The 12494-nt window shown below is 53.5% G+C and carries 16 protein-coding genes and 2 pseudogenes; 11 read left to right on the top strand and 7 right to left on the bottom strand.

The annotated features are described in order from the left end of the window. Window positions 1-79: 79 nt before the first annotated feature. The 3 genes and pseudogenes from ABNP46_RS21170 to ABNP46_RS14100 form a co-directional block, all read left to right on the top strand. A pseudogene (locus ABNP46_RS21170) lies at window positions 80-157 on the top strand (hypothetical protein); the annotation flags it as partial. 69 nt (window positions 158-226) lie between these two features. Beyond that, a pseudogene (locus ABNP46_RS14105) lies at window positions 227-694 on the top strand (IS3 family transposase); the annotation flags it as partial. Continuing rightward, entirely contained in the window at window positions 655-813 is a 159-nt protein-coding gene (locus tag ABNP46_RS14100) for a YagK/YfjJ domain-containing protein (RefSeq protein ID WP_349918597.1), read from the top strand. The pseudogene ABNP46_RS14105 and the gene ABNP46_RS14100, both read left to right, overlap by 40 nt. 59 nt (window positions 814-872) lie before the next feature. Here ABNP46_RS14100 and ABNP46_RS14095 read toward each other — a convergent pair whose 3' ends face one another. Then, window positions 873-1952 (bottom strand): permease, encoded by a 1080-nt coding sequence (locus tag ABNP46_RS14095; protein ID WP_349918596.1) that lies wholly within the window; start codon window positions 1950-1952, stop codon window positions 873-875. 108 nt (window positions 1953-2060) lie between these two features. Here ABNP46_RS14095 and ABNP46_RS14090 point away from each other — a divergent pair, with 108 nt between their 5' ends. The 8 genes from ABNP46_RS14090 to ABNP46_RS14055 all read left to right on the top strand — a co-directional run bounded on the left by ABNP46_RS14090 (window position 2061) and on the right by ABNP46_RS14055 (window position 8281). Beyond that, window positions 2061-2357: an ArsR/SmtB family transcription factor gene (locus ABNP46_RS14090; protein WP_349918595.1), complete on the top strand. Its 297-nt coding sequence runs from the start codon at window positions 2061-2063 to the stop codon at window positions 2355-2357. An 86-nt stretch (window positions 2358-2443) separates the two neighbouring features. Next, window positions 2444-2824 carry an ArsR/SmtB family transcription factor gene (locus tag ABNP46_RS14085; protein ID WP_349918594.1) on the top strand — a complete coding sequence of 127 codons (381 nt, stop codon included), beginning with the start codon at window positions 2444-2446 and terminating at the stop codon, window positions 2822-2824. A 134-nt stretch (window positions 2825-2958) separates the two neighbouring features. Further along, window positions 2959-3378 carry an arsenite efflux transporter metallochaperone ArsD gene (arsD, locus tag ABNP46_RS14080; protein ID WP_349918592.1) on the top strand — a complete coding sequence of 140 codons (420 nt, stop codon included), beginning with the start codon at window positions 2959-2961 and terminating at the stop codon, window positions 3376-3378. Window positions 3379-3446: 68 nt separating this feature from the next. Continuing rightward, window positions 3447-5252 (top strand): arsenical pump-driving ATPase, encoded by a 1806-nt coding sequence (gene arsA, locus ABNP46_RS14075; protein WP_349918591.1) that lies wholly within the window; start codon window positions 3447-3449, stop codon window positions 5250-5252. A 62-nt stretch (window positions 5253-5314) separates the two neighbouring features. Next, a complete protein-coding gene (gene arsB, locus ABNP46_RS14070) occupies window positions 5315-6394 on the top strand; it encodes an ACR3 family arsenite efflux transporter (protein WP_349922498.1) in 1080 nt (359 codons plus the stop codon). Then, complete coding sequence (gene arsC, locus ABNP46_RS14065) at window positions 6391-6822, top strand: glutaredoxin-dependent arsenate reductase (RefSeq protein ID WP_349918589.1); 432 nt, start codon at window positions 6391-6393, stop codon at window positions 6820-6822. The genes arsB and arsC overlap by 4 nt, the downstream gene beginning before the upstream one ends. A 21-nt stretch (window positions 6823-6843) precedes the next feature. Beyond that, window positions 6844-7356 (top strand): hypothetical protein, encoded by a 513-nt coding sequence (locus ABNP46_RS14060; protein ID WP_349918588.1) that lies wholly within the window; start codon window positions 6844-6846, stop codon window positions 7354-7356. Window positions 7357-7363: 7 nt separating this feature from the next. Next, the gene (locus ABNP46_RS14055) at window positions 7364-8281 is read left to right on the top strand and encodes a hypothetical protein (protein WP_349922496.1); all 918 of its coding nucleotides are present in this window, start codon (window positions 7364-7366) and stop codon (window positions 8279-8281) included. A 232-nt stretch (window positions 8282-8513) separates the two neighbouring features. Here the strand turns inward: ABNP46_RS14055 and ABNP46_RS14050 are convergent, their stop codons facing one another. From ABNP46_RS14050 to ABNP46_RS14025, 6 genes are all read right to left on the bottom strand, one after another. After that, complete coding sequence (locus ABNP46_RS14050; protein ID WP_349918587.1) at window positions 8514-9182, bottom strand: hypothetical protein; 669 nt, start codon at window positions 9180-9182, stop codon at window positions 8514-8516. Window positions 9183-9596: 414 nt separating this feature from the next. Further along, window positions 9597-10004, bottom strand: coding sequence for a hypothetical protein (locus ABNP46_RS14045; RefSeq protein WP_349918585.1), 408 nt, complete (start codon window positions 10002-10004; stop codon window positions 9597-9599). 9 nt (window positions 10005-10013) lie between these two features. Next, a complete protein-coding gene (locus tag ABNP46_RS14040) occupies window positions 10014-10439 on the bottom strand; it encodes a DUF2787 domain-containing protein (RefSeq protein ID WP_349918584.1) in 426 nt (141 codons plus the stop codon). A 60-nt stretch (window positions 10440-10499) separates the two neighbouring features. Continuing rightward, window positions 10500-11078 (bottom strand): hypothetical protein, encoded by a 579-nt coding sequence (locus ABNP46_RS14035; RefSeq protein ID WP_349918583.1) that lies wholly within the window; start codon window positions 11076-11078, stop codon window positions 10500-10502. 86 nt (window positions 11079-11164) lie between these two features. After that, window positions 11165-11620 (bottom strand): IrmA family protein, encoded by a 456-nt coding sequence (locus ABNP46_RS14030; RefSeq protein ID WP_349918581.1) that lies wholly within the window; start codon window positions 11618-11620, stop codon window positions 11165-11167. Between the two features lie 3 nt (window positions 11621-11623). After that, complete coding sequence (locus tag ABNP46_RS14025) at window positions 11624-12457, bottom strand: hypothetical protein (protein WP_349918580.1); 834 nt, start codon at window positions 12455-12457, stop codon at window positions 11624-11626. Between the last annotated feature and the right edge of the window lie 37 nt (window positions 12458-12494).

The raw sequence follows: 12494 nt of genomic DNA, 5'->3' as shown, positions 1-12494 counted from the left end.
ATGAGACAATCGGGGGGATTGAATGAAATAGAGAGAATATTATTTACTAGAGTTTCGTGCAGGTGCGGTTCGACTGGTATTGGAGCAAAGGCTCAGCCAATCGGAAGCAGCCAGAAGACTCAGCATTGCCAAAGGCACATTGGCTAACTGGATTGTGGCGACCAAAGGAAGACAGGAAAAAACGGTTCCAGGAGGACGTTCTGTCACTGAGTTGGAAGGAGAAGACGAGGGCTGGCTTTATCTAGCTGGCCTCAAGGATGTGTTTACTTGTGAAATAGTGGGCTATGCGATGGGAGAGAGAATGACCACCAGGTTGGGCAGACAGGCTCTGTTTCGCGCCGTGCAGCAGAAGAGGCCGCCAGCCGGACTCATCCATCACGCAGACCGGGGCAGTCAGTATTGCGCTAAGGCTTACTGGGCTCTTCAGACACAATTTGGCATGCAGACCTCCATGTGGCATAAGGAAAACTGCTTCGACAATGCCCCGATAGAAAGCTTCTGGGGGTCTCTTAAAAATGAATTGGTTCACCACTATCGATTCAAGACGAGAGCAGAGGCCAAGGCTGCGATCCAGGAATACATCGAGATTTTTTATAACCGCCAACGTCGGCACTCACGACTTGGGAAGATACTACTCTGCAAGATTGTAAAAAAATGGGATTGGTGCATTTCCCCAAGAATGCTGAGTATCTGATTGAGCGGAACGATACCGAATCACTCAAGAAGATGCTTGAGCTGGCAGCATATCTAGCTAAAAATGAGACAAAACGACGCAGAGAGGGATGCCGCTGTTTCGGGGCAAGTACTCATTGAGTATTGGTGAACGTTTTCTGTACAAAAGGGCCTTCTGTTCCAGAAGGCCCTTTTGTCATTTATGAAAACAGCAGTTGGGTAAGGTAGCCCATCATGACGGCCATCCCCAGTATGACGGTGAGGAATGCCACAATCATGGGGGTTCTGAACATCGACTTGAGCAAGATCACCTCGGTCAGGCTGGCCCCCGCACTGCCGATGATCAGAGCCATCACTGCCCCCATCCCCATCCCTTTACTCATCAGTACCGATGCAAGCGGGATAACAGCTTCTGCCCGGATATAGAGCGGAATACCCACGATGGCACTGAATGGAATAGCCAGGGGGTTATCTGCCCCAGCGTGGGCGGCGATCCACTCTGACGGAATAAAACCGTAGATAAATGATCCGATCAGTACCCCCAGCAACAAGTAGGGCAGCACCTCTTTGAATTGCTGCCAAGCATCAGCACGAGCTTTGGCAAAGGCAGTGGGGATCACTGGCACTTGGGTCAGGGTCGCGGTGCCACCTGCGCAGCAAGAGAGCGCTGGCGTTGCTTCTGCCTCTGGTTGTGGGGCACAGCAGGATGCCGCAGTACTTATCGGTTTGACTGACTTGATGGTGCTGCTTGCACAGCAAGCGGTTGCATTCGCACTGGCCGGTTCACTCGCAGTAGTGCCGCAACTGGTGCTACAGCTGCTTTTTGGGGCATCTTTAGGGTCAATGACATGACGCTCGAACCCCAGCATGTCCAGCAGCATGCTCGCCAGTACGGAGACGCCAGCTGCGATCACGGCATACAGCACCGTCACTTTCCATCCGAAGGTAGCCCACATCAGGCCGACAATAATCGGATTGAGCAAGGGTGAGACAAACAGGAAAGTCAGTGTCGGCCCAAAACCGGCTTTGGCAGACAAGAGCCCACGCAGCATAGGGATGGTTGAGCAGCTGCAAAATGGGGTCAATGCGCCCAGTACCGCAGAGATCAAGTAGCCTCTGCCTTTTCGTGCCCCCAGCATGGCTTGGATCTTGGCGTCGGGTATCTTCTGGCGGATCAAGCTGACCCCGGCACTGATCACCAGAAACAGCACAGAGAGCTCAAAGGCCAGGAACAAAAACATCTGAGATGCATCCGTCAGCATGGTTAACCAGTCATTCATCTTCATATCCTCCACGTAAATACTACATTTCTAGAATAATGGAAATGATGTGTTGATCAAGACATTTCTGGTATTATCGAAATATGCATCGTGTGGGGAGATTGGGTCATGCAGCTGGAAGAAGTCGCTAAAGCGTTGAAGGAGCTTGGTCATCCAACTCGCCTGTTCATTTTCAAGCATCTCATCAAGGCCGGGACGCAGGGCTTGCCTGTTGGAGAGCTGCAAAAGCAACTATCTATCCCCGCATCAACCCTCAGCCACCATATCTCGGCTCTGGTATCGGTAGGGCTCGTCAAGCAGAACCGGGAGAGTCGCATGCTCATGTGCGTGTCTCAATTCGAGGTGCTGGAAGAGGTCATCGCATTTTTCCGTGAAGAGTGCTGCGTAAACGGCAGCTCAACCTGAATAGGTTCAAAGCAGTGGCAAGCTGCCTTGATCATTTCAACTGTTCTTGTATAGTTGTAATCATGAAATGAATGATAGAGGTTCAAATGAATAAAGATACTGCTACTAAAGTCTTCGAGTCTCTGTCGTCCGGTATCCGCCTCGATGTATGGCGCCTGCTGGTCAAATCTGGGCTGGAAGGGATGGTTGCTGGTCAGTTGGCCAGTGAGCTCGATATCGCTCCGAATACCCTGTCATTTCACCTGAAAGCCATGCTCCACGCGGGCCTCGTCTCGGTGGAGCAAGAAGGCCGATTTTTACGCTATCGCGGCAATATCCCACTGATGCTTGAGCTGATCGGTTACCTCACTGAGGAGTGTTGTAGCGGTCATCCCGAGCAGTGTTTAGATATGCGCGGCACTGCCAATTGTGCTCCCGAAGTGCTTCCCCCTCTTCCTTCCTGCAACAAGGAAGGCTGTTCATCATGAACATCCTGTTTTCATGCTCGGGGAAGCGGAGCGAAGCCCTCTTGTTAGAGGTGTTTTCCGTTTTTCAACAGATCGCGAGGGGCTAAAAGCAGCTCTGGATGCGATTGCCACTGAGATTACGCGAGGAAGTGATTATGAGATTGATACAAGTATTTGACCCTGCCCTGTGCTGCTCCAGCGGTGTATGTGGCACAGATATTGACCAAAACCTGGTGGTCTTCGCGGGCGATGCAGAATGGCTCAAGCAGCAGGGTGGATCTCTATATCGCTTCAACCTGGCGCAACAGCCCCTGGTATTTGCTGAAACCCCTGCGGTGGCTTCTTTCCTGGAGATCTCCGGTGAAGAAGGGCTGCCTGTGACCTTGGTCGATGGCCAGGTGGTGCTCACTGGTCGTTATCCGAGCCGCACTGAGCTGATGCGCTATGCAGGTCTGGCATTACCGAAAGCCTCCGAAGCGGATGGTGCAGAAGCCAATACAGAGCCAAGCAAAGCGGGCGCCATCAAAGGTATCGTCAAGAGTGAATGCTGTTCAGGCAGCAGTGGTTGCTGCTAAGCGAGCTCACGTAGTTAGCAAGATCTCTGTTCGGTTCATTGCCTTGTTCTTCCAGATAGGAGTCTCTCATGTTCCAGTTTCTGACCAATCCGCCACCATTTCTCTTTTACACCGGTAAGGGGGGCGTGGGTAAAACCTCGCTGGCTTGCGCAAGTGCAGTTGCCCTGTGTGACAGTGGAAAAAAGGTACTGCTGGTGAGCACGGATCCAGCCTCAAACGTGGGTCAGGTGTTCGATACCAAGATAGGCAACCAAGTCACCAAGATCCCACAGGTTGAGGGATTGTCTGCGTTGGAGATTGACCCGCAAGCTGCCGCGCAAGCGTACCGTGAACGGATTGTTGGCCCAGTACGCGGCAAATTGCCCGAAAGCATAGTGCGCAGCATTGAAGAGCAGCTATCCGGTGCCTGTACCACAGAGATAGCCGCTTTTGACGAGTTCACCGCCCTGCTGACCGACCGTGACTTAGTGGGTCAATACGATCATATCGTGTTCGACACCGCACCCACGGGCCACACCATTCGTTTATTGCAATTGCCAGGGGCATGGAGCGAGTTCTTGGAACAAGGCAAGGGTGACGCTTCTTGTCTGGGGCCGCTGGCGGGGCTGGAAAAACAGCGCAGCCAATACGCAGAGGCAGTCGCTGCCTTGTCGGATGCCGAGAAAACACGATTGATCCTGGTCGCCCGCGCCCAAACCTCGACCTTGCGGGAAGTGGCACGTACTCATGATGAACTGGCGGCCATTGGCCTTGCCAATCAGCAACTGGTCATCAATGGCATCTTCCCAGAAAGCGAGCAGGTTGATGACCCCTTGGCCGCAGCCGTATGGCAACGAGAGCAGCAGGCTATGGCTAATATGCCAGCGATGCTGGCAAGTCTGCCACAAGACAGAGTTCCTCTCTTGGCCACCAACCTGGTGGGGGTAGACAGCCTGCGCCAGTTACTCAGCACAGAACCGGTCAATGGGGCCTATGAGGTCGAGAGTACGACCGCTGAGCAACACCCTGATTTGAAGCAATTGGTCGATGAACTGGCCACCGATGGTCATGGGCTCATCATGTTGATGGGGAAGGGGGGGGTGGGTAAAACCACCCTGGCGGCAGCGGTCGCGGTGGAGCTCGCCAATCGGGGACTGCCGGTTCACCTGACCACCTCAGATCCCGCAGCCCATCTGGGTGAGACGTTGGCAGGAGCCCTGCCCAGCCTGGAGGTCAGCCGCATTGATCCTCACGCCGAGACTGAACGTTACCGCGCTCAGGTGTTGGCCACCAAGGGGGCGAGCCTGGATGCACAGGGCCGAGCCCTGTTGGAGGAAGATTTGCGTTCCCCCTGCACCGAAGAGATTGCCGTGTTTCAGGCCTTCTCACGGATCATTCGCGAGGCGGGTAAGCGCTTCGTGGTGATGGATACAGCGCCGACTGGCCATACTCTGTTGCTGCTCGATGCGACCGGCGCCTATCACAGAGAAATTGCCCGCCAGATGGGTGGGAAAGGGATGCACTTCACCACCCCCATGATGCAACTGCAAGACCCGAAACAGACCAAGGTGATGATCGTGACTCTGCCCGAGCCAACTCCGGTGCAAGAGGCGTCCAACCTCCAAGCTGACTTGCGCCGTGCCGGCATCGAACCCTGGGCCTGGGTGGTCAATCACATGCTGGCCCCAGCTAGCGTCACTTCCCCCCTACTTGCCCAGCGAGCATATCGCCAGCAACCCCACATCGATGCGGTGAAGGGGGATCATGCTCAGCGCTATGCCGTGGTGCCCTTGCTGGCAACCGAGCCGGTGGGTGTGGAGGCTCTACAAAGTGTATGTCGATCAGCCAAACAGTGGAGTGACTTACGGCAGGTATGCGCCACTTCGAAGGGGTGATTTTTAGCAGCGTTAATCAACATTAAGCCTTCTGCTTTATCAATCTTGTATGGAGTTTCTTGATGACTACCAATACTTGCTGCGTGGATCTACCCGTCAGCAAAAAAATGAGTTTTCTAGACCGAAATCTTACCCTCTGGATCTTTGTCGCCATGGCGATTGGGGTGGGGATTGGATATCTGTTCCCCCAGGTGGCTCAGTGGAACGAGGCGATGTCTGTCGGTACCACCAATATTCCGCTAGCCATTGGCCTGATCCTGATGATGTATCCACCGCTCGCCAAGGTTAACTACGGCACCATGGGCGCGATGACGCGTGACCGTCAGGCCATCACTCTCTCATTGGTGATGAACTGGTTCGTCGGCCCCATCCTGATGTTCGTGATCGCCCTGGTGTTTTTGCATGACTACCCGGACTACATGGTAGGCCTCATCCTGATTGGTCTGGCGCGTTGCATCGCCATGGTGCTGGTGTGGAACGACCTGGGGGGGGGTAACAAAGAGTATGGTGCTGGCCTGGTGGCGCTCAATAGCGGTTTTCAGATCTTAACCTACAGCTTTATGGCCTGGTTGTTCATTACCGTACTGCCCCCGCTGTTTGGCTTGCAGGGGTTTGCGGTGGATATCACCATGCTGGATATCGCTGAAAGCGTGCTGATCTATCTGGGGATCCCCTTCCTTGCAGGCTTCTTGAGCCGTAAATATCTGATCAAGGCAAAGGGAGAGAAATGGTATACCGAGCGCTTTATCCCGGCTATTTCCCCCATCACGCTGATCGCCTTGTTGGCCACTATCGTGCTGATGTTCAGCCTCAAGGGAGAGATGATCGTCGAGTTGCCGATGGATGTGCTGCGGGTCGCTGTGCCACTGGTCGTCTACTTCGTGCTGATGTTCTTCACCAGCTTCCTGGTCGGCAAGAAACTCGGCATCCCCTATGACAAGAATGCCTCCATTGCCTTTACCGCCACTGGCAACAACTTCGAGCTGGCCATTGCGGTCTCCATTACCGTGTTCGGGCTGAACTCTGATCAGGCCTTCGCCGGGGTCATCGGCCCGCTGGTTGAAGTACCGGTGTTGATCGCATTGGTGAATGTAGCCCTGAGGATGAAACGTAATTATCTGAAAACTGAGGTTCAATCATGACTAATACCAACATCACTATTTACCACAACCCTGCTTGCGGCACGTCCCGCAATACACTGGAGCTCATCCGCAACTCAGGGGTGGAGCCCACTATCATCCATTATCTAGAGACCCCGCCGAGCCGCGAGACGCTGGAGTCCCTAATTCAAGCGATGGGGGTGCCGGTGCGCGACCTGCTGCGCAAGAATGTCCCCCCTTATGAGGCCCTGGGCCTCGCCGAGGAGCGGTTCAGTGATGAGGAGTTGGTCGATGCCATGCTGTCTCATCCTCTCCTGATCAACCGTCCCATTGTGGTTACTCCGCTTGGCACCAAACTGTGCCGCCCATCAGAGGTGGTGCTGGATATCCTGCCGAGTCCTCAGCAAGGCGCCTTCACCAAGGAAGATGGGGAGCGGGTAGTTGATGCAAAGGGGCATCGAATTAAGTGACCCAGCAATCAGGAGCATATGATGAGTTCTCTTGGCATTCAGAAAACCAAGGGTGATGCGGTCGAGTGGGCGTTAACACACGGTGTAGCCTTCAAAGAGTCGCTGCATTCTGCCGTGCATACCCCATTTACCCTGACGCCGACATCGATAAGCAGAGGGGGCTATCAGCAGTTAAAAAGTGCGGCCCAGACTCTCAGCAAGCTAATCTATTCGGTATCTGAGGATCATAGTTTTCTGTTCGATGCGATTAATCCCATCACGGCTGGAGATCCCTTCTTTTCAGCCCTGCTTCGCATGCATCAACAAATACATTCATCACCCAGCCAAGCTCCCCGGCTGCCATTGCTCATTATGCGCAGCGACTTTATGGATGATCAGCGCGATGGCCACAAGCTTGTTGAGTTCAATGGCATCGCGGCTGGTATGGGGCCATTTGGTCAGCGAATACATGAACTGCACCGCTATCTGCAACAGCAATGTCCCATTGCATATGCCGAGTTATCGCAACAAGAAATAGGGGGAGCTTGTCGATAATCAGGCCATAGAGAGGCTATCGGCTGGCATTGCCAAAGCCACTTTCAAGATTAAGCAGGAGTTTGGTGACCTTGGCCCGGCAAGGTTTTTGATGATTGTGCAAGAGCATGAAAACAATGTGTTTGATCAGCACCTGCTTGAGTTTGCTCTCCAGCAGAAAGGGATAGAGACACAGCGCAGAACGTTTCGCGAGCTTCACAATCAATTGAGCACGGGCGCCAACAACAGATTGATCCTCAATGGTGTCGGGCCACTCGATACCGTCTACCTACGTGCTGGATATCAATATTCCGATTATGAAGCAGTCGACCTCAAAGAGCAGAGATGTTGCCAGTCGCTGATGGCGACTCGTGTGTTGATTGAGCAACATCGAGTCGCAGTCAATGCAACGGTTGCCCAGCAGTTGGCAACGAGCAAGCGAGTACAAATGCTGCTATCTCGTCTGGGAGAAGATGGACTGGTCGCATTTGGTTTGACCCCGCAAGAGGCCGCAAAAGCGAGAAATCTTCTGGGAGAGATGCATCCTGTTACCTCAGGTAGCGCTGACTTTGTTAAAGCGGCTCCCTCCGATAGCTGGGTGCTTAAAAATCAAGGAGAAGGTGGCGGGCATTGCCTGTTTGGGGCCGACATCTTGGCAAAACTGGCAACGCTTGCTCCCCAACAATATCAGGCCTGGTCGTTGATGCGTCGCTTACACCCCATTCCCAGATCTATGCCTGCATTGATTGTGCGAAAAGGGGAGCTGCATCAGGTGACTGATTTGATCAGCGAACTGGGCATGTTCACCGTTCAGATAGATGACTATCCTGCCAGTATTGAGCACTGTTATGCTGGATATCTTATTCGTAGCAAGTCAGCTGGATCGACAGAAGGAGGCGTTCACAGCGGGCAAGGCGTTCTTGACTCGCTGGTATTCAGTGATTGAGAACTCTCAAGTTGGTGGTTATAGCAATATTCTAAAATCTGCTCTGGTAACGAAAGGCTGCGTGGTCCAATTGCCGGGAGGTTGTCTAAGTTCGCGATATCAAGTGGTGAGGTCGTTTGGATAGCGCCTTTGCCGCCTCCAAATTCTCTATGTGGCAGACATCATTCCGAGAAATCACAATCAGCAACCATCCCAGCCAAGGTCAGTTTACTGAGGCTGGGATTGCGATCCATTAATCATTCTTCGGCAGCAACCGAGATAGGCCCACTTGAGCTGGTAGTTCCCCGATGACCTCAATCTTCCAACCCGTCATATTGGCCCGACACATGTGATAGTGGTGCGTGATGTTGGCCTGCGCTTGCAAGGCGTGACGGGCTTTATCCAGTGCCTCAGTTGTATTGATGCCAATGCGGTTCAGCAGGAGTTCAACGCTGTTCTCCAGTTGCCTGCGTTCATGGGGGGAGAGCACCCCGACCATCACTTTTGACGCCACGTAAAGGCGGGCGTCGTCTTGCGAAATAGTCTTCAAGACACCGCGAGCATGTTCGTTGGCGAGAGTGACCTCCAGGGCCATGTATTTGTGCATGAGGTGACCCTCTTCGAGGCGCATGATCACCTCGTTGACGTTGTAGTGACTGTGCTCCTCCAGATAATCACGCACAAGGAGCTTGTGGGCCAGCGCGATGACATCAGCCCGCTTGATATCGTTAGTGAGCCGAAGGCGCAATTCGGTTGCGCTGGCTAATTTGCCCATTGCGGCAGAAAGCAGACGACCACGTTGCGCCTGACCGGGGGACTCATCGCGACCGGTAACGCCTGTTGGCAGGAATTTATCGGCTATCTCGCGGCTGACGGTGACGCGAATGCGGCTATTTTCCACGGTGAGGGTTTGATGCGTCATGTTACTGCTCCTGAGGCTGCTCAATGACCCGCCTGTTGTACGGTGGCACGTTGAATATTTAGCAAATACGATAAAGAGCTAAAAGCGGATTTATATGGCATGTATTGCCAAATTAGTCCCCAAAGGGAACCCATCTGTACGATGATATTTAGATGAACGGCTTTGGACACCATATGTAATCGATGGCCCTCGTTTGTGTCCAGTGTAAGAGAGGACCGACAGCCCTCCCTTGTTATCTGTTAACCTCAGTCTAAGAACTGATTGACCTCCTTGAAGACAGATTCGAATTTTTCGAGGGACCTAGTTATCTCAAGGCTGTCACCATCCAGAAGCTCAGGATGCCGTAACAAGAATTCTGCGGGCATATAGTGACCAAACTCGGGGGAATCGGCTGGGAGAGTTTTGCAAACAGCTTCAATCTACTCTCTCCTCATGGGGTAAGGGGCCACTCTCAACCGTAAAGCCATGATTAGTGCAACTGCGTTGCAGATCCGCCATAAAACGCGCAAGTACCTGAATTTGTTCTAGTGGTGACACAGGGCCTGCTTGACAGCGCCAGTAACTGCGACGTTTGCTGTCAAAGCAGATTTCATCGACAGCTTGGTTCATGTCGGGCCAATCCCCAGCATTAGTAACACTAAGTAGTTGCCAATTGGGGTTGCTCCAGCGGATCTGCACGGTGATGGTTCTGGCTTGTGGGCTATCCGGTGTCAGGTGCAGCAGCCAGCGCTGGCCATTACGGTTGGGGGTTAGCTTGGCGTTGGTGGCGATTTGTCTCAGCCACTGGCGTGAGTAGTGGGAGAGTGCTAACTCTTGGCTCATGGTGTCCTCCTAATCCCCTGCGACCGTGACGCTGAAGCACTCCAACCGACAGTAGGCAATGAAGTTGCTCTGCCAGATGTCAAACAATTCCCGCGTTTCGGCCAGTTGCAGCGGTCCCCAGCCCAACATGGTGTGCTCACCATCTAAAAAGTTGAAATCGAGCTCCTTGCAGAGCTCGGCATCCTGGCCGAGCCCCTGGTAACTGAAGTCGGTGACGTAATCGAATAGCCAGCCATCGAGCCCACGGATCAGGCGGATCTCGACCGGGTGAACGCCACCTTGCTCGGTACTGTAGCCGGGATTGCGAAAGTTGAAGGTCAGTTGGGTTAAGCGCTCGATATTGAGCGCGGTTTTAGCGATTTCCTGATTCAGCAGAACCAGCAATGCTTGGGCTACGGGCAGGGCAAAGCCGTCCCGGAAAAAGGGAATGGTCATGGTGTTTCCTCATTGAGTTCAAGCAGGAGGGACCTCCTGTTTTGGCTTTGAAGTGATGGATCAGTCGTTTAACCAATCCCAGAGTTTGCTGACGCCATAGGCTGCGACGGCACCTACGGCAAGTGGAGCTAACAGCGGGGCCGAAGCAATTCCGGTGACCGACACCACGGTGGCGGCGGCGCCGGTACTACCAGCGGTAGTAGCCAGAGTGCTGGCAGCAAGCCCAGCCGTTGCACTGGTGGCTGCCCTGCCCAGCGTGTGGCGAACGATTTCAGCAGCCACAACTGTTGCAACTGCGGTCTGCAACAATTTTGGGGGGCGCTGAACCCCTTCGATGCACCAGGTGACAAATTGCTCGCCGTTGGTAAACGGCTGGCCTTGTTCACTTTCATTGAGTCGAGCGTAAGCCCGAGTCAGGCTCTCCTCTCGACTGAACAGGCGATGGACATGGGGTTTGACCTCAATGACGCCATGTTGGCTAAACGCTGTCAGGGACGTCAGTGCCAATTGGCCTGAGTGATCACCAGTAAAGGTTTGTAGACAGTGAATGACCAGATCATGACCAACAAAGATCCCGTGCAGATGGCCTTCAGGCTGTGGTGCTACCAAGTGATCGCCAATAATGAAATGTCGTGTCATGGGGTGATGATCCTATTAAAGGGTTGGAAATGAAAAAGGGCGTCACCGTGAGGTGACGCCCTTTGGCTTTGTTTTTCCTGAGCGGGTTAATTGCCGCCCACGGTGATCTTCAGTGGTTGATGAAGCTCGGGGGTGAAGGTTGATATTGGTAGCGGGGTGACCTGGTTGTTAGCCAGAACCTCGGTCGCTTGAATAATGGCGATAGACTTGGCCTGCTCTACCTGGGCGCAATCCACTTCCGTAAAGCCAGCACCATAGCGGGTCGCGGAGCTCCCGCCGAACGATTCAACTTCTAGCGTTGACTCAGCTAGGGCTTTACCCTTCTTGTCATTAAATTGCAGCGTGATGTACAGCTGGCCAAACTCATCGGCTCCACCGCTATCGAGGGAGAAGTGGTACGCGCAGGCGCCTTGATTGGCGTAGACGGTGTCGGTGTGCTGAATGGTGAGGTAGCGTTGCTCTTCCGCGTGGCTTGGGTGGGACCAGAGCAGTCCACAAGCCGTCAGGGCTACTACTAAGAATTTGGTTGGAACGATGTTCATGATTCACCCGTTGTAATAGTCGCAAGTGGAGGTCAACTTCATGGGCTTGACGGTCCATGTGGCTTTTTGATCCTGCCCACGGTAGATGCTCAGGGTTGAGGCGGAGAGGATCGCGTTGACGAGCTGAGTCCATTCGGCCTGATTTTTGGCTTTACCGGATAGGCGCTGACCATCGACCTCGATCTCCTCGACGGAGCTTGAGGCATCATAGGCGCGGGTGTATCTGAGCTCAGAGTGCAGTGGCCAGGTTGCCCCCGGCATCTGGTAGGCGCATTTGATTTCCAATACGTATCGGGAGTAATCCCGGCCTTGTATCAGGGTATAGCGAGGGCCATAACGCCCCTCTTCGGCCACCCATTGTGCAGGGGGACCTTTCGGTGCCTCCAGCATCTGAGGCTTCTTGGCGTTCTCTTCAGCCTTGCTCCAGGACGCCCCTTTACCCGCCTTACGTTCTTCGTGGTACATCCAAGCATCTAGCGGATAACGCTTGATAAGCCGGTCACCTACCATGACATCGACGTTGTTCAGTCGATTGTAGGTATTGACCTCGATACTGGCTGAGGCGCTGCAGGTGCCAGTATCTAGTTTCTTAAAGCTGCGGCTGGCGTGTTCGGCAACCAGCAGATCGCCAGTAGCACAGCCCGTTTGGGAACGGTTGTTGATGAGGGCAAGGTAGTGGCTGTTTTTGTAGATCAGCTCACAGGTACGTTTGTTATTACACGCTTGAGCCAAGGTGGTGCCATCACTGTCTTGATAGGACCAGATGTCATTGGTGTTGCTGGCCATGACACTCGGTGCAGTGACTGCCAGGGTGAGCAATGGAACGAGTTGTTTCATGAGAACTCCTGTTGGTAGTAAGTCGTTCAGAAAAGGG

It is taken from the genome of Aeromonas veronii (assembly GCF_040215105.1).
In the GTDB taxonomy this organism is placed as follows: Bacteria; Pseudomonadota; Gammaproteobacteria; order Enterobacterales; family Aeromonadaceae; genus Aeromonas; species Aeromonas veronii_G.
This window is presented reverse-complemented; position numbering and strand designations above follow the sequence as displayed.

Coding starts and splice junctions, on each gene's coding strand:
- ABNP46_RS14030 (WP_349918581.1), bottom strand. CDS start 11,620: ATGAACATCGTTCCAACCAAATTCTTAGTAGTAGCCCTGACGGCTTGT.
- arsD (WP_349918592.1), top strand. CDS start 2,959: ATGAGATTGATACAAGTATTTGACCCTGCCCTGTGCTGCTCCAGCGGT.
- ABNP46_RS14045 (WP_349918585.1), bottom strand. CDS start 10,004: ATGAGCCAAGAGTTAGCACTCTCCCACTACTCACGCCAGTGGCTGAGA.
- ABNP46_RS14100 (WP_349918597.1), top strand. CDS start 655: ATGGGATTGGTGCATTTCCCCAAGAATGCTGAGTATCTGATTGAGCGG.
- ABNP46_RS14060 (WP_349918588.1), top strand. CDS start 6,844: ATGAGTTCTCTTGGCATTCAGAAAACCAAGGGTGATGCGGTCGAGTGG.
- arsA (WP_349918591.1), top strand. CDS start 3,447: ATGTTCCAGTTTCTGACCAATCCGCCACCATTTCTCTTTTACACCGGT.
- ABNP46_RS14025 (WP_349918580.1), bottom strand. CDS start 12,457: ATGAAACAACTCGTTCCATTGCTCACCCTGGCAGTCACTGCACCGAGT.
- ABNP46_RS14050 (WP_349918587.1), bottom strand. CDS start 9,182: ATGACGCATCAAACCCTCACCGTGGAAAATAGCCGCATTCGCGTCACC.
- ABNP46_RS14090 (WP_349918595.1), top strand. CDS start 2,061: ATGCAGCTGGAAGAAGTCGCTAAAGCGTTGAAGGAGCTTGGTCATCCA.
- arsC (WP_349918589.1), top strand. CDS start 6,391: ATGACTAATACCAACATCACTATTTACCACAACCCTGCTTGCGGCACG.
- ABNP46_RS14095 (WP_349918596.1), bottom strand. CDS start 1,952: ATGAATGACTGGTTAACCATGCTGACGGATGCATCTCAGATGTTTTTG.
- ABNP46_RS14085 (WP_349918594.1), top strand. CDS start 2,444: ATGAATAAAGATACTGCTACTAAAGTCTTCGAGTCTCTGTCGTCCGGT.
- arsB (WP_349922498.1), top strand. CDS start 5,315: ATGACTACCAATACTTGCTGCGTGGATCTACCCGTCAGCAAAAAAATG.
- ABNP46_RS14035 (WP_349918583.1), bottom strand. CDS start 11,078: ATGACACGACATTTCATTATTGGCGATCACTTGGTAGCACCACAGCCT.
- ABNP46_RS14040 (WP_349918584.1), bottom strand. CDS start 10,439: ATGACCATTCCCTTTTTCCGGGACGGCTTTGCCCTGCCCGTAGCCCAA.